This is a genomic window from Streptomyces sp. NPDC038280 (genome assembly GCF_055600045.1).
The window spans coordinates 21,727-40,863 of record NZ_JBVJYZ010000006.1; the positions used below are offsets into that span (position 1 = coordinate 21,727).

Sequence of the window (19,137 nt, forward strand, 5' to 3'; positions counted from 1 at the left end):
ATCGGAGGTGCCATGACTGCCACTGACGCCCCCATCCCGGTCGACGCCCCCCTCGACGTCCCCCTCGACGCCCCCGCGGCTGCCCGCCTCCATGCGCCCGTGCTCGCGTGGTTCGAGCAGCACGCCCGTGACCTGCCCTGGCGCCGCCCCGAGGCGGGTGCCTGGGGCGTGATGGTCAGCGAGTTCATGCTGCAGCAGACCCCGGTGGCCCGGGTCCTGCCGGTGTACGAGCAGTGGCTGGCCCGCTGGCCGCGCCCGGCCGATCTGGCCGCCGCCGCGCCGGGGGACGCCGTGCGCGCCTGGGGCAGGCTCGGCTATCCGCGCAGGGCCCTGCGGCTGCACGGGGCGGCCGTGGCGATAACGGAGCGGCACGGCGGAGACGTACCGAAGGACCACGCCCATCTGCTCGCCCTGCCGGGCATCGGCGAGTACACGGCGGCGGCGGTGGCCTCGTTCGCCTACGGGCAGCGCCACGCCGTGCTCGACACCAATGTGCGCCGGGTCTTCGCCCGGGCCGCGGCCGGGATCCAGTACCCGCCGAACGCCACCACGGCCGCCGAGCGCAGGCTCGCCCGCGCCCTGCTGCCCGACGACGACGCGAGGGCTGCCCGCTGGGCGGCGGCCTCGATGGAGCTCGGCGCGCTGGTGTGCACCGCGAAGAACGAGGACTGCGGGCGCTGCCCGATCTCGGGTCAGTGCGCGTGGCTGCGGGCCGGGAAGCCCGCCCACGACGGGCCGGCGCGGCGCGGCCAGACGTACGCGGGTACCGACCGCCAGGTGCGGGGGCGGCTGCTGGCCGTCCTGCGTGACGCGGTGGGCCCGGTGTCGCAGGCGGCGCTGGACTCCGTGTGGGACGAGCCGGTGCAGCGGGCCCGGGCGCTGGACGGGCTGGTCGCCGACGGGCTGGTGGAGCCGCTGGCGAACGGCGCGTACCGGCTGCCCGCCTCACGGCCCGCCCAGCCGGGAACCGCTCCCGCGTCCCCGCCCGGATCGCGGCCCCGCGAAGCCTGACACAAACGCTGTTACACAACCGATGGGCAGCCGTGCGTCCGCCGACGGCTGCCCCGGACAGCCCCGTGACAACCGCTCCGTAGCTTCAGTGACGCAACGGAAAACGGGCTGTATCACGGGGATCGGAGGCGGTTGAGAATGGCGCACGGCGAGGTGCTCGAATTCGAAGAGTACGTACGCACGCGACAGGAGGCCCTGCTGCGCAGCGCCCGCCGCCTCGTCCCCGACCCGGTCGACGCCCAGGACCTGCTCCAGACCGCGCTGGTCCGTACCTACGGCCGATGGGACGGGATCGCGGACAAGTCGCTCGCCGACGCGTACCTTCGCCGGGTGATGATCAATACGCGTACCGAGTGGTGGCGCGCCCGGAAGCTCGAAGAGGTGCCCACCGAGCAGCTTCCCGACGCGAGCGTCGACGACGCCACCGAGCAGCACGCCGACCGGGCCCTGCTGATGGACGTACTGAAGGTCCTCGCGCCCAAGCAGCGCAGTGTCGTGGTGCTGCGGCACTGGGAGCAGATGAGCACCGAGGAGACCGCCGCCGCGCTGGGCATGTCGACCGGTACGGTGAAGAGCACGCTTCACCGGGCACTGGCCCGTCTGCGCCAGGAACTGGAGAGCCGCGGCATCGACACCGACGCCCGCGCCCTGGAGCGGTCCGGTGGACGACACGACGAAGGGTGGCGGGAGCGGTGCGCGGCCTAGGGTCTGTCTTCTGGATCAGCCCGGCAGGATCCGAAAGACAGGGCCTCGCTGCCAGACGCGAGAGCGACGGCGCGAGCCACACGACGACGAGCCCCGGCCGCACGGCGGACCAGGGGCTCCCGCATGGCGGCGGCAGCCGGCACGGCGGCGGGGTCAGGGCGGCGGGCACCACGGCACTGGCCGGGCTCGCCGCCATCGGTCTGCTCGTGAGCGGATGCTCGTCCGGCGGGACGGGCTCGCGCGACGAGGGCGCGGCGCGGCCCGACCAGGGGACGCCCACGGCTTCCCTGCCCTCCCCGTCGGCCTCGTCGCCCGCGCCCTTCAAGAAGGTCGACGCGGCCCGGCTGATCAAGAGCGACCCGAAGGTCAGCGACCGGGTCAAGGACGATCTGAAGCCCTGCGCGGCGCATGCGTACCCGGTGGACACCTCGTACGGGAATCTGACGGGCGGCTCGTCCCCGGATGTGGTGGTCAACGTGGTGACGTGCGGTGATGCCGTGGGCATCGGCACGTATGTGTACCGCGCGGAGAACGACACCTACAAGAATGTCTTCGCGGTGGAGGATCCGGCGGTCTACGCCACCATCGACCGGGGCGACCTGGTGGTCACCAAGCAGGTGTACGCCAAGGGTGACCCGGTGGAGTACCCCTCCGGCGAGGACGTCGTGACGTACCGCTGGTCGGGGAACAAGTTCATCCAGCACGACTGGGTGCACAACGACTACAGCAAAGCGGTCGGCGACGGCGACGGTCCCGCGCCGTCCGCGCCGAGCGAGAACTGAGAGCGGACGATGGCCGAGACTCATGTCCTGTTCGTCGAGGACGACGACGTCATCCGCGAAGCCACCCAGCTCGCCCTGGAGCGGGACGGCTTCGCGGTCACCGCCATGCCGGACGGTCTGTCCGGGCTGGAGGCGTTCCGGGCGCGGCAGCCGGACATCGCCCTGCTGGACGTGATGCTGCCGGGCATGGACGGCGTCAGTCTGTGCCGGCGGATCCGTGACGAGTCGACCGTCCCGGTGATCATGCTCTCGGCGCGGGCCGATTCCATCGACGTGGTGCTCGGCCTGGAGGCGGGGGCCGACGACTACGTCACCAAGCCGTTCGACGGCTCGGTGCTCGTGGCCCGGATCCGTGCCGTTCTGCGGCGCTTCGGCCACGCGGGCGGGCCGGCGGGCGGCGCGGCGGACGGGGGACAGCCGGCGCGCGACGAGCAGGGCGGTGTGCTGGTCTTCGGCGACCTGGAGGTCGACACGGACGGCATGGAGGTCCGTCGCGGCGGCGCCCCGGTGGGTCTGACGCCGACCGAGATGCGGCTGCTGCTGGAGTTCTCGGGCGCGCCCGGGACGGTCCTGTCACGGGACAAGTTGCTGGAGCGGGTCTGGGACTACGGCTGGGGCGGTGACACCCGGGTGGTGGACGTCCATGTGCAGCGGCTGCGGACGAAGATCGGGCAGGACCGGATCGAAACGGTCCGCGGTTTCGGATACAAGCTGAAGGCGTGAGCTGAAGGCATGAAGCGACACGCGGTACGCGTCGGGGCCCTCCTCGCGGAACGGGACCCAGTCGTATGAGGCCGCTCGCCCTGCGCACCGGGGTCCGCTGGAAGATCGCCATCGCCATCGGGGCGGTCGGCGCGCTGATCGCCGTGACGCTGAGCCTCGTCGTGCACAGCGCCGCCCGTATCTCCATGCTCGACAACGAGCGCGAGGTGCAGATGGAGCGGCTGCTCTTCGCGCAGCGGATGTATGAGACGTCCAAGCCGAAAGAGCCCAAGTTCAACACCGAGATCAACGACCGGGCCCTGCCGCCGCAGCTCCACCGGCTGATGCGGGACAAGCGGCGCGGCACGTTCGTCCAGGAACAGAAGGACGGCGGCCCTCCCGACATCTGGGCGGCCGTACCGCTGGCCAACGGCGATGTCCTGTCCCTGCACACCCGTTTCACCGACCGCAGCACGACGATCATGAAGGATCTCGACCGGGCGCTGATGATCGGCTCGGTGGCGGTCGTCTTCGGCGGCTGCGCGCTCGGTGTTCTGATCGGCGGACAGCTGTCCCGCAGGCTCCGCAAGGCCGCCGCGGCGGCCGGGCGGGTCGCCCAGGGCAACACGGACGTACGGGTACGGGACGCCATCGGCGGAGTCGTACGCGACGAGACGGACGAGCTGGCCCGGGCGGTCGACGCACTGACCGACGCGCTGCAGGAGCGGATCGAGGCGGAGCGGCGGGTCACCGCGGACATCGCGCACGAGCTGCGCACCCCGGTGACCGGGCTGCTCACGGCCGCCGAACTGCTGCCGCCCGGCCGCCCCACGGAGCTCGTACGGGACCGGGCGCAGGCGATGCGCACGCTGGTCGAGGACGTGCTGGAGGTGGCCAGGCTCGACAGCGCGTCGGAGCGGGCCGAGCTCCAGGAGATCTCGCTCGGGGAGTTCGTGGCCCGTCGGGTCACCGCGCTCGACCCGGAGATCGTGGTGCGGGTGGTTCACGAGTCGTGGGTGAGCACCGATCCGCGTCGGCTGGAGCGCATCCTGATCAACCTGCTGGCCAATGCCGCCAAGCACGGCAAGCCCCCGGTGGAGGTGACCGTCGAGGGCCGCGTGGTGCGGGTCCGCGACCACGGACCGGGCTTCCCCGAGGCGCTGCTGCGGGAGGGGCCGAGCCGTTTCCGCACGGGCGCGAGCGACCGGGCGGGGCAGGGGCACGGCCTCGGCCTGACGATCGCGGCGGGCCAGGCCCGCGTCCTCGGTGCCCGGCTGACCTTCCGCAACGCGGCGCCGGAAGGGGCGGAGGGCTCGGCCGGAGCGATCGCCGTCCTCTGGCTCCCGGACCACGCCCCGACGAACACCGGCAGCTTCCCCATCCTCCAGCTCCCTGAGGGGACGCTGCCGTAGGCGCGGAGCTCGCGCCGCCCCCGCTGCACCGGGAAGGCCCCGGGCGCTCGTGCGCCCGGGGCCTTCCCTTGCTGTTCCCTCACGTCCTCGCCGGTCAGACCGTCTCCGCGACCTTTCCGTCGGACGTCGGGCTCGGTGTGGCGGCAGGCTTCGGGCCGGCGCCCCTCAGCGGGACCTCCTTGACGAAGAAGGCCGCGAGGAAGCCGACGATCGCGATGGCCGAGCCGAGCAGGAAGGCCCCGTGCGTCCCGGACGCCACCGCCATCTGGTACGCCTCACGGAGGTCCTCCGGGAGCCGCGCCAGGCTCGCCGCGTCCAGCTGAGCCGACTGCTGCGTCAGCTGACCGCCGCCGTGTCCCGCCATCTCCGACTGGACCCGACTGGTGAAGAGGGCGCCCATGATCGCCACGCCGAAGGAGGAGCCGAGCGTACGGAACAGGGTGGCCGACGAGGAGGCGACGCCCATGTCCTTCATCTCGACGCTGTTCTGCGCGACCAGCATGGTGATCTGCATCAGGAAGCCCATACCCGCGCCGAGCACCGCCATGTAGAAGCCGGAGGTCAGCCGCGAGGTGCCGGTGTCCATCTGGGCGAGCAGGAAGAGCCCGACCACCATCAGCGCACCGCCCACGATGGGGAAGATCCGGTACTTGCCGCTGCTGGTGGTGACCCGCCCCGCGATCAGCGAGACGACCATCATCGACATCAGCATGGGCAGGAGCAGCAGGCCGGAGTTGGTGGCCGACGCACCCTGCACCGACTGCTGGAACAGCGGCAGGAAGAGGACCGCGCCGAACATCACGAAGCCGGTCAGGAAGCCGATCACCGACATCAGCGAGAAGTTGCGGCTGCGGAAGATGTGCAGCGGCATGATCGGGTCGGCGGCGCGGGTCTCCGCGTACAGGAAGCCGGCGAGCGAGACCACGCCGACGGCGATCAGGGCGAGGATCGTGGCGGATCCCCAGGCGTACTCGGTACCGCCCCAGGTGGTGACCAGCACGGTCGAGGTGATGCCGACGGTGAGCAGCGCGGCGCCGAGGTAGTCGATCCGGGTCTTGCCGGTCCGCTCCTTCTTCGGCAGGTGGAGCACGGCGGTGACCATGGCGAGGGCGACGACGCCCAGCGGCAGGTTGATGTAGAAGGACCAGCGCCAGCCCCAGTGGTCGGTGATCGAGCCGCCGACCAGCGGTCCGCCGATCATCGCGAGCGCCATGACGCCGGCCATCATGCCCTGGTACTTGCCGCGGTCACGGGGCGGGATCAGGTCGCCGATGATCGCCATCACGCCGACCATGAGCCCGCCGGCACCGAGGCCCTGCACGGCCCGGAAGCCGATGAGCTGGCCCATGTCCTGGGCCATGCCGCTCAGCACAGAGCCGATCAGGAAGATCACGATCGAGGTGAGGAAGATGCCCTTCCGGCCGTACATGTCGCCGAGCTTGCCCCAGATCGGCGTGGACGCGGCGGTGGCGAGGGTGTAGGCGGTGACGACCCAGGAGAGGTGCTCCAGGCCACCGAGCTCGCCGACTATGGTCGGCATCGCCGTGCCGATGATCATGTTGTCTAGCATCGCGAGCAACATCGCGATCATCAACGCGAGCAGAACCACCCGCACGCTGCGGGGCGCGGCCGAGCCGTCCGCCTCTTTTCCGGTGTCCGTCGCTGTTGCCATGGTCCCTACTCCCCTGTGGTCCCGGTACGTGGTGCCCGCCGGGCACTTACTTGCCGCCCGGCTAGTTGACTACAATGGGGAAGGTAGCCCCGTAACTAGCCGGGCGTCAAGTAAGTTTGTGGGATGTAGGAGAGCAGCATGGCCCGAGGCAATACCCGCCAGCGCATCCAGGACGTAGCCCTCGAACTCTTCGCCGAGCAGGGATACGAGAAGACCTCTCTACGGGAGATCGCCGAGCGGCTCGACGTCACCAAGGCCGCTCTCTACTACCACTACAAGACCAAGGAAGACATCCTGGTCAGCCTCTTCGAGGACCTGACACGGCCCATCGACGAGCTGATCGCCTGGGCCCAGGACGAGCCGCGCACGCTCGAGACGAAGCGGGAAGTGCTGCGCCGCTACAACGACGCGCTCAGCGGCGCGGCTCCGCTCTTCCGCTTCATGCAGGAGAACCAGGCGACCGTGCGCGAGCTGAGCGTCGGGGAGTCCTTCAAGGACCGCATGATCCGGATGCTGGCGCTGTTCAAGGAGCCGGACGCCGCCCTGGTCGATCAGGTGCGCTGCGTCAGCGCGCTGTTCACCCTGCACGCGGCGCAGTTCGCCATGAGGGACGTCGAGGGCGACCCCGAGGAAAAGCGCGCGGCTGTCCTCGAGGTCGCCCTCGATCTGATCACTCAGGCTCACACCCCGTAGGGCCCGGGCCGCGTCAGACCACGACGCCCGCGGAGCGCAGGAAGGCGACCGGGTTCAGCGCGGAGCCGTAGTTCGGGGTGGTGCGGATCTCGAAGTGCAGGTGCGGGCCGGAGGAGTTTCCGGTGTTGCCGGAGCGGGCGATGACCTGGCCGGCCTTCACCTTCGAGCCCACGCCCACGTTGATCTTCGACAGGTGCGCGTACTGCGAGTACTTGCCGTTGGCGTGCCGGATGACGATCGCGTTGCCGTACGCGGGGCCGTCACCGCCACCGTTCGGTCCGGCCTTCACCACGGTGCCGGAACCGGCGGCCTTGACCGCGGTACCGATCGGCACGGCGAAGTCCTGGCCGGAGTGCTTGTGGGACCACATGGAGCCGCCCTGGTTGAAGCTGGCGGTCTTCGTGTACGAGCTGACCGGCTTCACCCACGCCGGGTTCTTCTTGGCCTTCACGACGGCCTTCTTGACCTTCGCGACAGCCTTCGCCTTCGCGACAGCCTTCGCCTTCGCGACAGCCTTCGCCTTCGCGACAGCCTTCGCCTTGGCGGCGGCCTCGACCTTCGCCGCGGACGCGGCGTGGGCCTGGGCGTTCGCCTGGGCGGCGATGGCGGCGGACGTACCGGCCACAGCGGCCCCGGCCTGGCTCTCGGCGGCGAAGGCGTTCCCGGCTCCGGACACGACGGTCGCTCCGAGGCCGGCGGCGATCAGGGAGACGACGGCGGTACGGGCGGGATGCTTGGCGCGCTTCGACATACGGGGGAGACCTCCGGACATGAACGGACCCGACGCGAGCAGTGCGCCGGGCGGTGGTGCCATCCCTTGGTAACCCGAGCCCCCATCTCCGCTCAAACACCCCATCTACGACATCGTGTCGTAGCGATCTCCTCCGAATGGAGGGTCTTGACGCCGCCGGACACGCTTCCCCACATTCGGGCAAAACGCCTGCGAGGACGGGTTTAACCCCATGTCGGGCCTGCCCGTATTCGTCAGCGGGGCGGGCCTGTCGGACCCATGGGGCCCGGGGGCCCGACGACCCCCTCGCGGGTGCGCCAAAAGTCCCGAATCGGTACTTAACATGTCGACTATTCCGGCTAGTACCGCCGAAATCGGCTGTGCGCCTTGTCACGGCCCGCGGGCCGAAAGACCCCCGATCCCGGGTCCTCCGGCCGCGACCGTCGCTAGGCTGGCGACCGGACACACAGGGGAACGGCTTCGGGGGAACGCACGTGGATCCAGCGCTGATCGGCACCCGTCTGGCGTCGAGCGCGATCGGCCCGCTGATCAAGAAGCTGCTGGTCCAGGAGGCCCCCGGCGCCGGGCTCACCGAGCGCCGCATCCGGCTCTCCCGGCTCGTCTCCTTCCGCGGCGAGAAGCGCACCCTCACCGAGCGGGACGTCCGCACGCTCGCCGCGACCCTGGTCCGGGACTCCCTCGCGACCCCTGGCGAGCAGCCGTTCCCGCCCGACGAGGCCGAGGCCGTCGCCGCCGCCCTGAGCCGTACGCTGCTCTCCCTCGGCGACCTCGACATGGACGACGTCCAGGCCGTCCGCCTCGGCCACCGCGAACTGGCGCGCCGACTGCGTACCGCGGGCCCCGGCCCCGACGGCCTCTCCACCGACGCCGCGCTCTACCTGGACTCGGTCACCGAGTGGGCCTGCCTGCACATCCTGCACTTCTTCACCCAGCGCTCGACCTTCGTGGCACGCACCCTGGTCGAGCAGAGCCGCGACCAGGCGGAGCTGATCGCCAAGGTCGACGAGCTGATCGCGCGCACCCCGAGGGCGGACGCGCGCGACGGGAAGTTCGAGCGCCGTTACCTCTCGTACGTGGCGAAGAAGCACGGCAGGCTCACCATCTACGGCATCGACCTGCACCACTCGCCCGACGCGTGGCCACTGGACGTGGCCTACCTGTCGCTGGAGGCGAGTGTTCCGGAGCGCGACCCGGTCCTCAGCCAAGACCAGGTCGCCGACGCGCCCGAAGCCACCGCCGCCTACACCCGTGCCCTTGCCCCGGGAGCGAAACCGGTCCTCGTCCGCCACCAGGGCCACTTCCGGGACATCGGCCACTTGATCCCCCACACCGCCCCGGTCTCCGCCGACCAGGCCCTCGCCCGCCACGACCGCGTCCTGCTGCGCGGCGTCGCCGGCTCCGGCAAGACGACCCTCGTGCAGTGGCTGGCGGTCTCCGCCGCCCGCCAGGACCTCGACGAGCGGATGGCCTACCTCCGCGACCGCATCCCCTTCGTCCTGCCCCTGCGCACCCTGACCCGCCACGGCGGGCGGCTGCCCGCGCCCGACGCCTTCCTCTCCGCCGTGGGCTGCCCCCTCACCTCGCCCGAGGGCTGGGCCGACCGCGTCCTGGCCGCCGGACGCGCCCTGATCCTCATCGACGGCATCGACGAGGTCCCCGAGGCGGAGCGAGACCGGACCCTGCGCTGGCTGCGCGACCTCCTCCTCACCTACGAGGGCAACCGCTGGCTGGTCACCTCCCGCCCCTCCGCCGTCCGCGACGACTGGCTCACCCCCGACGGCTTCACCGAGCTCACCCTCTCCGCCATGAGCACCGCCGAGGTCACCACCTTCGTGCGGCGCTGGCACCAGGCCGCCGGCCCTGCCTCGGAGTCGTACGCACACCCCCTCCTCGACGCCCTGCGCACCACCAAGGACCTCGCCCTCCTCGCCACCAACCCGCTGATGTGCGGCCTCATCTGCGCCCTGCACCGGGACCGGCGCGGGTATCTGCCGCACGGCCGCAGAGCCCTGTACGAAGCCGCCCTGTCGATGCTCCTCAGCCGCCGCGACCGGGAGCGGGACATGGGGGCGCCGTACGGTGTCGAACTGGGCGAGGCCCCCCAGATCCAGCTGATCCAGCGCCTGGCCCACTGGCTCACCGTCAACGGACGGGCGGTGATGGACCGTTCACGCGCCGAGTCGATCGTCCGGAGTGCCGCCCCGTCCATCAGGGAAGCCGCCGCGCACGACGCCGGGGCGGTCTTCGCGCACCTGCTGCACCGCAGCGGCCTGCTGCGCGAACCGGGCCCGGGCCAGGTCGACTTCATCCACCGCACCTTCCAGGACTACCTCGCCGCGAAGCACCTGGTGGACGAGTGGCACATCGGCGTCCTGGCGGAACGCGCCGCCGACGACCAGTGGGAGGACGTCATCCGCATGAGCGTGGCCCACGCCAGGCCCCGCGAATGCGCCGAGATCTTCGAGGAGTTGATGGCGGCCGCTGACCGCGCGAAGGACCGCTCCACGCAGCTGCGCGTCCTGGTCGTCGCCGCGACGGCGCTCGACCACGCGACGGAGGTGGCCCCGGCCGTGGAGCGGGCGCTGCTGGAACGCACCTCGGCGGTGATCCCGCCGAAGTCGGCGGACGAGGCACGGCAGTTGGCGACGGTCGGGCCGCTGGTGCTTGACCTCCTGCCCGGCCCGGACGGCCTGAGCGACGACGAGGCGGAGATGGTGGTCGTCACGGCCTCCCACATCGAGGGCGACGCGCCGCTGCCGTTCCTCGCGCGGTTCACGGGCCATGCGTCGCTCGGCGTGCGGTCCCAGCTGATGTGGGCGTGGGGGCGCTTCGACGCGACGCAGTACGCGGACGAGATCATCGCCCACCTCGACCCGAGGGACCTGGACTTCACGATCCGCGCCGACGACCGGGCCGGTCAGATCGCCCGCCTGGGCCTGCGACCGGAGCGCCTGGACATCCGCAGGGACCTCTCCGACGCCGGGCTGGCCGCACTGCTCGCGGGGCTCTCCCCGACGTCGCTCAGTCTGGAACGCCCCACCGAGCATCCCGACCTGCGTCCGCTCGCCGCTCTCGAACGGCTGGACCAGCTGACCCTGACCCTGTCACCCCGGGCGTCCTGGAGCCTCGAGGCCCTTCCTGTCGCGGCTCCCCTGCGACGGCTCTACTTCCACCCCCGCCCGCAGGGCGGCCTCGCCGGGCTGGCCCGCCACTCACGGCTGCAGGACCTCGACCTGACGGAGGCCGGCGGGCTGACGGCCGACGACTGGCACGAACTGGCTCGGCTGCCGGCCCTGACCGAGCTGAGCTTCAGGTCCCACGGCCTCCGCTCGCGCCCACCGGGACTCACGCTGCCGACCGTCACGCGGGTGTTCCTGTACGCGGCGGAGGACGAGGAGCTCCAGGGCCGCCTGGACGAGGTCTTCCCGTCCCTGCGCCAGCTGGTGGTCCACGAGGGCTGACGCCCGGCCCGAGGGACACCCAGCCCCCGGCAAAGGCCCTGGTTGGCGCACAAACAGAAGGCTGCCCCGGCCCGTACGTCTCCGTACGGGCCGGGGCAGCCCTTCAACCACTCAGCGAAGTGTCACGCGTCCTTCGAGAGGTTCGGCCCGGCTCCGCCGGCCGCCTGCTCGATCGGCGGGACGTCCGGCAGCGCCGACTTCTCCTCGCCGCGGAAGGTGAACTTCTTCGCCTCACCCTCGCCCTCGGTGTCCACGACCACGATGTGACCGGGGCGCAGCTCGCCGAAGAGGATCTTCTCCGACAGCGAGTCCTCGATCTCACGCTGGATCGTCCGGCGCAGCGGACGGGCGCCCAGCACGGGGTCGTAGCCCTTCTTGGCGAGCAGCTGCTTGGCGTCCGCGCTGAGCTCGATGCCCATGTCGCGGTCCTTCAGGCGCTCGTCCACCCGGTTGATCATCAGGTCGACGATCTGCAGGATGTCGTCCTCGGTCAGCTGCGGGAAGACGATGACGTCATCCACACGGTTGAGGAACTCCGGGCGGAAGTGCTGCTTCAGCTCGTCGCTGACCTTGTTCTTCATCCGCTCGTAGTTGGACTTCGTGTCGCCCTGGGCCGCGAAGCCCAGGTTGAAGCCCTTCGAGATGTCCCGGGTCCCGAGGTTGGTCGTCATGATGATGACCGTGTTCTTGAAGTCCACCACTCGGCCCTGGGAGTCGGTCAGACGACCGTCCTCCAGAATCTGGAGCAGGGAATTGAAGATATCGGGGTGGGCCTTCTCGACCTCGTCGAAGAGGACGACCGAGAACGGCTTCCGGCGCACCTTCTCGGTGAGCTGGCCACCCTCTTCGTAACCCACGTATCCGGGCGGGGAACCGAAGAGACGGGAAACCGTGTGCTTCTCGCTGAACTCCGACATGTCGAGGGAGATCATCGCGTCCTCGTCGCCGAAGAGGAATTCCGCGAGCGACTTGGAGAGCTCGGTCTTACCGACACCGGACGGGCCGGCGAAGATGAACGAGCCACCGGGACGCTTCGGGTCCTTCAGACCGGCACGGGTACGGCGGATCGCCTTGGAGAGGGCCTTGACCGCGTCCTGCTGGCCGATGACGCGCTTGTGCAGCTCGTCCTCCATGCGCAGCAGTCGCGAGGACTCCTCCTCGGTCAGCTTGAAGACCGGGATGCCGGTGGCGGTCGCGAGGACCTCGGCGATCAGCTCGCCGTCGACCTCGGCGACGACGTCCATGTCGCCGGCCTTCCACTCCTTCTCCCGCTTGGTCTTCGCCGCCAGCAGCTGCTTCTCCTTGTCGCGGAGAGACGCCGCCTTCTCGAAGTCCTGGGAGTCGATCGCGGACTCCTTGTCCCGGCGCACGCCGGCGATCTTCTCGTCGAACTCGCGGAGGTCCGGCGGCGCGGTCATCCGGCGGATGCGCATCCGGGAACCGGCCTCGTCGATCAGGTCGATCGCCTTGTCCGGCAGGAAGCGGTCCGAGATGTACCGGTCGGCCAGCGTCGCGGCCTGGACCAGTGCCTCGTCCGTGATGGAGACGCGGTGGTGGGCCTCGTAGCGGTCGCGCAGACCCTTGAGGATCTCGATGGTGTGCGGCAGCGACGGCTCGGCGACCTGGATCGGCTGGAAGCGGCGCTCCAGCGCGGCGTCCTTCTCCAGGTACTTGCGGTACTCGTCGAGCGTGGTGGCGCCGATGGTCTGGAGCTCACCGCGCGCGAGCATCGGCTTCAGGATGGAAGCCGCGTCGATCGCGCCCTCGGCGGCGCCCGCACCCACCAGGGTGTGGAGCTCGTCGATGAACAGGATGATGTCGCCGCGGGTGCGGATCTCCTTGAGGACCTTCTTCAGGCGCTCCTCGAAGTCACCGCGGTAGCGGGAGCCGGCGACCAGCGCGCCGAGGTCGAGGGTGTAGAGGTGCTTGTCCTTGAGGGTCTCGGGCACCTCGCCCTTGACGATGGCCTGCGCCAGGCCCTCGACGACGGCGGTCTTGCCGACGCCGGGCTCGCCGATGAGAACGGGGTTGTTCTTCGTCCGGCGGGACAGCACCTGCATGACCCGCTCGATCTCCTTCTCGCGCCCGATGACCGGGTCGAGCTTGGACTCACGGGCGGCCTGGGTGAGGTTCCGGCCGAACTGGTCGAGGACCAGGGACGTGGAGGGGGTGCCCTCGGCAGGGCCGCCCGCCGTGGCGGCTTCCTTGCCCTGGTAGCCGGAGAGCAGCTGGATGACCTGCTGCCGCACCCGGTTGAGATCGGCGCCGAGCTTCACGAGGACCTGGGCGGCGACGCCCTCGCCCTCGCGGATCAGGCCGAGCAGGATGTGCTCCGTGCCGATGTAGTTGTGGCCCAGCTGAAGAGCCTCCCGGAGCGACAGCTCCAGGACCTTCTTGGCACGAGGGGTGAAGGGAATGTGCCCGGACGGGGCCTGCTGGCCCTGACCGATGATCTCCTCCACCTGCTGTCGGACCGCCTCGAGCGAAATCCCGAGGCTCTCCAGGGCCTTAGCGGCGACACCCTCACCCTCGTGGATAAGGCCCAGGAGGATGTGCTCGGTGCCGATGTAGTTGTGGTTGAGCATCCGGGCTTCTTCCTGAGCCAGGACGACAACCCGCCGCGCGCGGTCGGTGAACCTCTCGAACATCGTTAATCGCTCCTCAGAGCGGTCAGTCAGTTAGGGGTCGATCCCCTCCCTGTCCTTCCGCAGCTTAGTCCCGCAAGCGGGGACCGCTCATTCCAACTGCCGACACCGTCCTTGGCCTCCTGACCCCGAACGCCGACATCTGCTCCAACCCGATGGTGCGAGACGATGTTCCCGCAGGCCAAGCAGTTACCCGCGCCTGGTGTACGCCCATGGCGAACGTAAGACGTGGAAGCCTGCGTGTCGCCCCTTCCCACTAGGAATGTCTTACCCGTAAGCACGGACACTCCATGCGGCATACCCGGGTTCCCTCCGCTACGGGCGAACATCCTTGCGCTGCCGAATGCGTTCGCGCACCCCCGTGGCGGACACGCTTCGCACACGCGCGGGAACGCTGTGTAGCGGACCGCGTAACCAAGAGTCCCGCTCGGCAGTTGCCCCGGGTATGGCCATCACTGTTCCGCTCCCCCGGTCGCCCCTCGACGGCGGCAGCGCCCGGTGGTACGAGAACGAGCTCGGCTGGGCCACCCTGAGCGGTCCCCCGGTGCGGCTGCTCACGGGCCTGCGTTTCGATGTGCTGGAACTACCGGCGGCTGCGGGCTTCGCCGTGCTGCGACGGGTGGGCGGCACGGGCCCTGTGGCCCTCTTGGGGCACCGTATGGGGCTGCTGGTTGCCGCGGGGAGCGCGGAGGAGCTGCCGGGGCTGCTCGACTGGCTCGAGTGGGGCGGCATCACCCTCGATCTCACGATCCGCGGCGCGGGCGGCCGGATCACCGCCCCGGTTCCCCCAGGAGAGAGCGGTTCCGGCTCGCGGGGGGCCGCCGTGTGGCTGCGGCCCCCCGAGCCCGGACGCGAGGTCGAGTCGTCCCTGCCCGCCCTGCCCTCGATCGGGGGCGGCGGCGCGCCGCACTGCGGCTCCGGTCTTGTGCGACTCGTGGACGCGGCGGCGACGGAATGCCACCGGGCCCGGTTGCTGCGAACTCAGCCGTTGGCCTTCTCGTAGGCCTCACGCACCGTGGCAGGAACGCGGCCGCGGTCATTCACCTCAAAGCCGTTCGCCTTCGCCCATGCGCGGATTTCGGCGGTGTCCTTGTTCCCGCCGGTGGCGACACGGCCCTTGCCACGGCCGGTGGCGGAACGGCCACCAGTACGCCGGCCGCTCTTGGTGTACGGCTCGAGCAGGCCGCGGAGCTTGTCCGCGTTGGTGGTGGTGAGGTCGATCTCGTAGGTCTTGCCGTCCAACGCGAACGTCACGGTCTCGTCCGCCTCGCCACCGTCGAGGTCATCGACAAGAAGGACCTGAACCTTCTGTGCCACCGGATTTCCTTTCATCGAAAATGCAGTACGCGGAAAGGAAACCGCTTTTCCCTGAAAAACACAAACCCCTGGGAGAGGTTCAGAACCCCGGGAACGCGGGAAACGTGCGCGATTCGGACATAGGGTTCCGCGCGATCGATACGATCACAGGTGCAGAAGCATCCGGCTGTTGCCCAAGGTGTTCGGCTTCACTCGTTCGAGACCGAGGAACTCCGCGACACCCTCGTCATAGGAACGCAGCAGCTCGCTGTAGACATCTCCGTCGACCGGTGTCTCACCGATCTCGACGAAGCCGTGCTTCGCGAAGAAGTCGACTTCGAAGGTGAGGCAGAAAACCCGGCGCACACCGAGCCAGCGGGCCGTGTGCAACAACTTGTCCAGCACCTGGTGACCGACGCCTGCGCCACGGAAGTCGGGGTCCACCGCGAGAGTGCGGACTTCCGCCAGGTCTTCCCACATCACATGCAGTGCGCCGCAGCCGACGACCAGTCCGTCCTCGTCGCGTTCGGCGACCCAGAACTCCTGGATGTCCTCGTAAAGCGTGACCGTCGCTTTGTCGAGCAGGATGCCTTCGGTGACGAACGGATCGACGAGTCGGCGGACCGCCGCGACATCGCTGGTCCGCGCCCGCCGTACGGTGACGGCTTTCGCTGCGGGATTGGGCGTGTGGGGCGTCGGAGGCGGAGGCACGGAGGACGGCATGGGTGGACGCTATCGCCCCGGCTCCGCCTCGCCGTCGGCGCCCTCCGGCGGAAGTGGGGAAGGCTCTCCGGGAGGTTCGGGGGCCGACTCGGTGGGCAGTTCCGGGGCGTCGGGCTGGACCATACGGACCGCGTCGTTGAGTGCCACGCGCTGCTCGGCCGACATCATGCCGAAGAAGGCCACCAGAGCGGCGGCGGGGTTGTCGCTCTGCGACCAGGCTTCGTTCATCAGTGCGGCCGCGTAGGCGGCTCGGGTGGAGACCGCGGTATATCGATAGGCGCGGCCGTCGACTTCCCGGCGCACCCAGCCCTTCTGATGGAGATTGTCCATTACCGTCATGACGGTGGTGTAGGCGATGGAGCGTTCCTGCTGCAGATCTTCCAGGACTTCCCGGACCGTCACCGGCCGGTTCCATTGCCAGACGCGGGTCATGACGGCGTCTTCCAGCTCTCCCAATTGACGGGGCACAGCGCCACCATAGTGGGCGATGTCGGAATGGCCCACTATTGACGTAACAAAAAGGACGTACGACTTGAACGCAGTCGTACGTCCTCGGAGGGGGCGCCCGGAGCTACGGGGTGCCGTCCGCCTGGCGGGTCGCCTCGGCGCGGGCGAGCGCCGCGTCCACGGCGGCGTCCTCCTTGGCCTTGTTCGGGCCGCCCTGGCTCTTGACGATCGTCACGACGAGGCCGATGAAGAAGGCGGCCATCACGACGGGGGGCAGGAGCGCGGATACGTATTCCATGCCGTCCAGGGTAGCTATCCGGCGGCGCGCTGTGCGGGCGGGGGCGCGGGGCGGCGGCGCGGCGGGAAGACCTCGGACGGTTTGGGGACCGGCTTCTCGGTGGGGGCGGGCTCCGGCGGCTTCGGCGCGGGCTTCGGCTTCTCCCCCTCGCCCGACCGGCCGCCCTGCAGGGCGAAGAGCCGGGTGCGGGGCGCCGTGACACGGGCCAGGCGCCCGCGCACGGAGTGCTCGGCGAGGAGCCGGCAGCGATCGAGGAGCGTCGCGGCGACGGGCGTGGAGCGCAGGGTGCGCAAGGCGCCGAGATCCTCCGGCTGGGGGTCGTAGCCGGCGGCCAGGGCGTCCTGGAGCAGCTCCAGGTAGCCGGCGGCGGTGCCGGGCAGGGCGTCGCGGTAGCGGGCCAGATCGGCGAGGAGGAAGGCGCGCAGCCGTCCGGCTTCGCGGACCGCCTCGTCCAGGGAGTCGGCGAGGCGCAGGCAGTCCTGGACGTCCTCGTCCTCGAGGGTGGTCGGGTGGAGGGCAACGGCCAGGGCGCGTCGGAGCACACGCAGCTCGTCTGCGCCGAACGCCATGCCGCCGCGGGATCCGTAGGGCGTGGGCATGGGCCGACGATACGCGCTAATCAGACAAAATTCCCTTAACGGACTTTCCCTGGCGCGCCTCGCCGGCCCGTCCGCCCGCGCGGCCGTCACATCCGGGAGACGTTCCGTTCGTAGACCAGGCGCAGACCGATCAGGGTCAGCCAGGGCTCGTGCTCGTCGATCATCGACGACTCGCTCAGCACCATCGGGGCGAGGCCGCCCGTCGCGATCACCGTGACGTCCGACGGGTCCCCGCCCGGGCCGGTCAGCTCGCGCTTCATCCGCTCCACGACGCCGTCGACCTGACCCGCGAAGCCGAACACGATGCCCGCCTGCATCGCCTCCACCGTGTTCTTGCCGATCACGCTGCGCGGCGGGGACAGCTCGATCTTCCGCAGCTGGGCGCCCTTCACGCCCAGTGCCTCGACCGAGATCTCGATTCCGGGGGCGATGACGCCGCCGGTGTACTCGCCGCGCGCGCTGACCGCGTCGTACGTCGTCGCCGTACCGAAGTCGACGACGATCGCCGGGCCGCCGTAGAGCTCGACGGCGGCGACCGAGTTGATGATGCGGTCCGCGCCGACCTCCTTCGGGTTGTCCGTCAGGACGGGCACGCCCGTCTTGATGCCGGGCTCCACCAGGACGGCGGGGACGTCGCCGTAGTACCGGCGGGTCACCTCGCGCAGCTCGTGCAGGACGGAGGGAACGGTCGAGCAGATCGCGATGCCCTCGATGCCGTCACCGAGCTCCACGCCGAGCAGCGGGTGCATGCCCATCAGGCCCTGGAGCAGGACCGCCATCTCGTCGGCGGTGCGGCGCGGGTCCGTGGAGATGCGCCAGTGCTCGACGATCTCCTCGCCGTCGAAGAGGCCGAGGACGGTGTGGGTGTTGCCGACGTCGATGGTGAGCAGCATCAGACGTTCGCCTCGTTCGCCTCGCGCAGGTCGAGGCCGATGTCCAGGACCGGGGCGGAGTGGGTGAGCGCGCCGACCGCGAGGTAGTCGACGCCGGTGGCGGCGTACGCGGCGGCGTTGTCCAGGGTGAGGCGGCCGGAGGACTCGAGCGCGGCGCGGCCCGCCACCAGCGTGACGGCCTCCTCGGTCTCCAGCGGAGTGAAGTTGTCGAGCAGGATCAGGTCGGCGCCCGCCTCCAGGACCTCGCGGACCTGGTGCAGCGTGTCGACCTCGACCTCGATCGGGACGTCCGGGGTGCCCATCTCGGCGAGCGTCTCCCGGACGGCCTTGAAGGCCTGCGCGACGCCGCCCGCGGCGACCACGTGGTTGTCCTTGACCAGGGCCGCGTCCGAAAGCGACATGCGGTGGTTGACGCCGCCGCCGCAGCGCACCGCGTACTTCTCCAGGGCCCGCAGGCCCGGCGTGGTCTTGCGGGTGTCGCGGACCCGGGCGCCGGTGCCTTCCAGGGCGTCGGCCCACGCGCGCGTCGCGGTGGCGATGCCGGAGAGGCGGCCCAGGATGTTCAGCGCGCTGCGCTCGCCGGTGAGCAGGTCGCGGGTGCGGGTGGTGACGGACAGCAGCTTCTGGCCGGGCTCGACGCGCGCGCCGTCCTCGACGTGCCGCTCCACCTCGAAGGCGTCCGTGCAGACGATGGAGAGCACCGCCTCGGCGACGCGCAGGCCCGCCACCACGCCGTGCTCGCGGGCGGTGAAGTCGGCGGTGGCGACGGCGTCCTCGGGGACGGTCGCGACGGTGGTGACGTCCACACCGCCGTCGAGGTCCTCCTCGATGGCGAGGTGCGCGATGTCCTCGACCTGTACGGGGTCCAGGCCCGCGTCGGCCAGGAGCTGGGCGAGCGCCGGGTCGAGCCCGCACTCGTACACCTCGTCGCCACCGCAGCCGCAGCCGTCACCGCAGCCGGCCTCCTCGGCCTGGGCGCTGGGGGCGCTGATCTGGATCAGCGGTACGTCCACGGGGCGCGGGCGTTCTTCTTCGGGCGTGCTCACG

The 19,137-nt window shown here is 70.3% G+C and carries 18 protein-coding genes; 8 read left to right on the top strand and 10 right to left on the bottom strand.

Annotated features, from left to right (window positions below; translation table 11 throughout):
* Nucleotides 1-12: 12 nt before the first annotated feature.
* The 5 genes from ACZ7J0_RS14890 to cseC all read left to right on the top strand — a co-directional run bounded on the left by ACZ7J0_RS14890 (nucleotide 13) and on the right by cseC (nucleotide 4,612).
* Entirely contained in the window at nucleotides 13-1,011 is a 999-nt protein-coding gene (locus ACZ7J0_RS14890; protein WP_470887372.1) for an HhH-GPD family protein, read from the top strand.
* 138 nt (nucleotides 1,012-1,149) lie between these two features.
* Nucleotides 1,150-1,716, top strand: a complete 567-nt coding sequence (locus ACZ7J0_RS14895; RefSeq protein WP_468711366.1) for a SigE family RNA polymerase sigma factor — start codon at nucleotides 1,150-1,152, stop codon at nucleotides 1,714-1,716.
* A 176-nt stretch (nucleotides 1,717-1,892) separates the two neighbouring features.
* Complete coding sequence (locus tag ACZ7J0_RS14900; protein WP_470887872.1) at nucleotides 1,893-2,498, top strand: hypothetical protein; 606 nt, start codon at nucleotides 1,893-1,895, stop codon at nucleotides 2,496-2,498.
* 9 nt (nucleotides 2,499-2,507) lie between these two features.
* Nucleotides 2,508-3,221: a two-component system response regulator CseB gene (gene cseB, locus ACZ7J0_RS14905; protein WP_470887375.1), complete on the top strand. Its 714-nt coding sequence runs from the start codon at nucleotides 2,508-2,510 to the stop codon at nucleotides 3,219-3,221.
* Nucleotides 3,222-3,286: 65 nt separating this feature from the next.
* Nucleotides 3,287-4,612 (top strand): two-component system sensor histidine kinase CseC, encoded by a 1,326-nt coding sequence (gene cseC / locus ACZ7J0_RS14910; protein WP_470887376.1) that lies wholly within the window; start codon nucleotides 3,287-3,289, stop codon nucleotides 4,610-4,612.
* Nucleotides 4,613-4,706: 94 nt separating this feature from the next.
* Here the strand turns inward: cseC and ACZ7J0_RS14915 are convergent, their stop codons facing one another.
* Complete coding sequence (locus ACZ7J0_RS14915; protein ID WP_470887378.1) at nucleotides 4,707-6,284, bottom strand: MDR family MFS transporter; 1,578 nt, start codon at nucleotides 6,282-6,284, stop codon at nucleotides 4,707-4,709.
* A 138-nt stretch (nucleotides 6,285-6,422) separates the two neighbouring features.
* Here ACZ7J0_RS14915 and ACZ7J0_RS14920 point away from each other — a divergent pair, with 138 nt between their 5' ends.
* Nucleotides 6,423-6,977: a TetR/AcrR family transcriptional regulator gene (locus ACZ7J0_RS14920; RefSeq protein ID WP_470887380.1), complete on the top strand. Its 555-nt coding sequence runs from the start codon at nucleotides 6,423-6,425 to the stop codon at nucleotides 6,975-6,977.
* A 13-nt stretch (nucleotides 6,978-6,990) separates the two neighbouring features.
* On the opposite strand, the gene ACZ7J0_RS14925 is transcribed toward ACZ7J0_RS14920, so the two are convergent.
* Nucleotides 6,991-7,728 carry a M23 family metallopeptidase gene (locus tag ACZ7J0_RS14925; protein WP_470887382.1) on the bottom strand — a complete coding sequence of 246 codons (738 nt, stop codon included), beginning with the start codon at nucleotides 7,726-7,728 and terminating at the stop codon, nucleotides 6,991-6,993.
* Nucleotides 7,729-8,201: 473 nt separating this feature from the next.
* Here ACZ7J0_RS14925 and ACZ7J0_RS14930 point away from each other — a divergent pair, with 473 nt between their 5' ends.
* Entirely contained in the window at nucleotides 8,202-11,189 is a 2,988-nt protein-coding gene (locus ACZ7J0_RS14930) for an NACHT domain-containing protein (protein WP_470887384.1), read from the top strand.
* 122 nt (nucleotides 11,190-11,311) lie between these two features.
* Here ACZ7J0_RS14930 and ACZ7J0_RS14935 read toward each other — a convergent pair whose 3' ends face one another.
* Nucleotides 11,312-13,837 (bottom strand): ATP-dependent Clp protease ATP-binding subunit, encoded by a 2,526-nt coding sequence (locus tag ACZ7J0_RS14935; RefSeq protein WP_468711378.1) that lies wholly within the window; start codon nucleotides 13,835-13,837, stop codon nucleotides 11,312-11,314.
* A gap of 442 nt (nucleotides 13,838-14,279) precedes the next feature.
* On the opposite strand from ACZ7J0_RS14935, the gene ACZ7J0_RS14940 reads away from it, so the two are divergent.
* The gene (locus ACZ7J0_RS14940) at nucleotides 14,280-14,837 is read left to right on the top strand and encodes an SCO3374 family protein (protein WP_470887386.1); all 558 of its coding nucleotides are present in this window, start codon (nucleotides 14,280-14,282) and stop codon (nucleotides 14,835-14,837) included.
* Here ACZ7J0_RS14940 and ACZ7J0_RS14945 read toward each other — a convergent pair.
* The 7 genes from ACZ7J0_RS14945 to nadC form a co-directional block, all read right to left on the bottom strand.
* Nucleotides 14,816-15,151, bottom strand: coding sequence for a histone-like nucleoid-structuring protein Lsr2 (locus tag ACZ7J0_RS14945; protein ID WP_468711381.1), 336 nt, complete (start codon nucleotides 15,149-15,151; stop codon nucleotides 14,816-14,818). The two genes, ACZ7J0_RS14940 and ACZ7J0_RS14945, sit on opposite strands and share 22 nt — an antisense overlap.
* Nucleotides 15,152-15,295: 144 nt before the next feature.
* Nucleotides 15,296-15,853 (bottom strand): amino-acid N-acetyltransferase, encoded by a 558-nt coding sequence (locus ACZ7J0_RS14950; RefSeq protein WP_469120768.1) that lies wholly within the window; start codon nucleotides 15,851-15,853, stop codon nucleotides 15,296-15,298.
* A 9-nt stretch (nucleotides 15,854-15,862) separates the two neighbouring features.
* A complete protein-coding gene (locus ACZ7J0_RS14955; RefSeq protein WP_470887388.1) occupies nucleotides 15,863-16,321 on the bottom strand; it encodes a BlaI/MecI/CopY family transcriptional regulator in 459 nt (152 codons plus the stop codon).
* 103 nt (nucleotides 16,322-16,424) lie between these two features.
* Nucleotides 16,425-16,598 carry a hypothetical protein gene (locus ACZ7J0_RS14960; protein WP_470887390.1) on the bottom strand — a complete coding sequence of 58 codons (174 nt, stop codon included), beginning with the start codon at nucleotides 16,596-16,598 and terminating at the stop codon, nucleotides 16,425-16,427.
* Between the two features lie 14 nt (nucleotides 16,599-16,612).
* Nucleotides 16,613-17,167 carry a hypothetical protein gene (locus ACZ7J0_RS14965; RefSeq protein ID WP_470887874.1) on the bottom strand — a complete coding sequence of 185 codons (555 nt, stop codon included), beginning with the start codon at nucleotides 17,165-17,167 and terminating at the stop codon, nucleotides 16,613-16,615.
* A gap of 116 nt (nucleotides 17,168-17,283) precedes the next feature.
* Nucleotides 17,284-18,090: a type III pantothenate kinase gene (locus ACZ7J0_RS14970; protein ID WP_468711385.1), complete on the bottom strand. Its 807-nt coding sequence runs from the start codon at nucleotides 18,088-18,090 to the stop codon at nucleotides 17,284-17,286.
* The gene (gene nadC / locus ACZ7J0_RS14975; protein ID WP_470887392.1) at nucleotides 18,090-19,136 is read right to left on the bottom strand and encodes a carboxylating nicotinate-nucleotide diphosphorylase; all 1,047 of its coding nucleotides are present in this window, start codon (nucleotides 19,134-19,136) and stop codon (nucleotides 18,090-18,092) included. The genes ACZ7J0_RS14970 and nadC overlap by 1 nt, the downstream gene beginning before the upstream one ends.
* Between the last annotated feature and the right edge of the window lies 1 nt (nucleotide 19,137).

Bases quoted from the DNA above. Each gene is read 5' to 3' on its own strand.
- ACZ7J0_RS14890 (WP_470887372.1), top strand. From the start codon at position 13: ATGACTGCCACTGACGCCCCCATCCCGGTCGACGCCCCCCTCGACGTC.
- ACZ7J0_RS14895 (WP_468711366.1), top strand. From the start codon at position 1,150: ATGGCGCACGGCGAGGTGCTCGAATTCGAAGAGTACGTACGCACGCGA.
- cseB (WP_470887375.1), top strand. From the start codon at position 2,508: ATGGCCGAGACTCATGTCCTGTTCGTCGAGGACGACGACGTCATCCGC.
- cseC (WP_470887376.1), top strand. From the start codon at position 3,287: ATGAGGCCGCTCGCCCTGCGCACCGGGGTCCGCTGGAAGATCGCCATC.
- ACZ7J0_RS14915 (WP_470887378.1), bottom strand. From the start codon at position 6,284: ATGGCAACAGCGACGGACACCGGAAAAGAGGCGGACGGCTCGGCCGCG.
- ACZ7J0_RS14920 (WP_470887380.1), top strand. From the start codon at position 6,423: ATGGCCCGAGGCAATACCCGCCAGCGCATCCAGGACGTAGCCCTCGAA.
- ACZ7J0_RS14925 (WP_470887382.1), bottom strand. From the start codon at position 7,728: ATGTCGAAGCGCGCCAAGCATCCCGCCCGTACCGCCGTCGTCTCCCTG.
- ACZ7J0_RS14935 (WP_468711378.1), bottom strand. From the start codon at position 13,837: ATGTTCGAGAGGTTCACCGACCGCGCGCGGCGGGTTGTCGTCCTGGCT.
- ACZ7J0_RS14940 (WP_470887386.1), top strand. From the start codon at position 14,280: ATGGCCATCACTGTTCCGCTCCCCCGGTCGCCCCTCGACGGCGGCAGC.
- ACZ7J0_RS14950 (WP_469120768.1), bottom strand. From the start codon at position 15,853: ATGCCGTCCTCCGTGCCTCCGCCTCCGACGCCCCACACGCCCAATCCC.
- ACZ7J0_RS14960 (WP_470887390.1), bottom strand. From the start codon at position 16,598: ATGGAATACGTATCCGCGCTCCTGCCCCCCGTCGTGATGGCCGCCTTC.
- ACZ7J0_RS14965 (WP_470887874.1), bottom strand. From the start codon at position 17,167: ATGGCGTTCGGCGCAGACGAGCTGCGTGTGCTCCGACGCGCCCTGGCC.
- ACZ7J0_RS14970 (WP_468711385.1), bottom strand. From the start codon at position 18,090: ATGCTGCTCACCATCGACGTCGGCAACACCCACACCGTCCTCGGCCTC.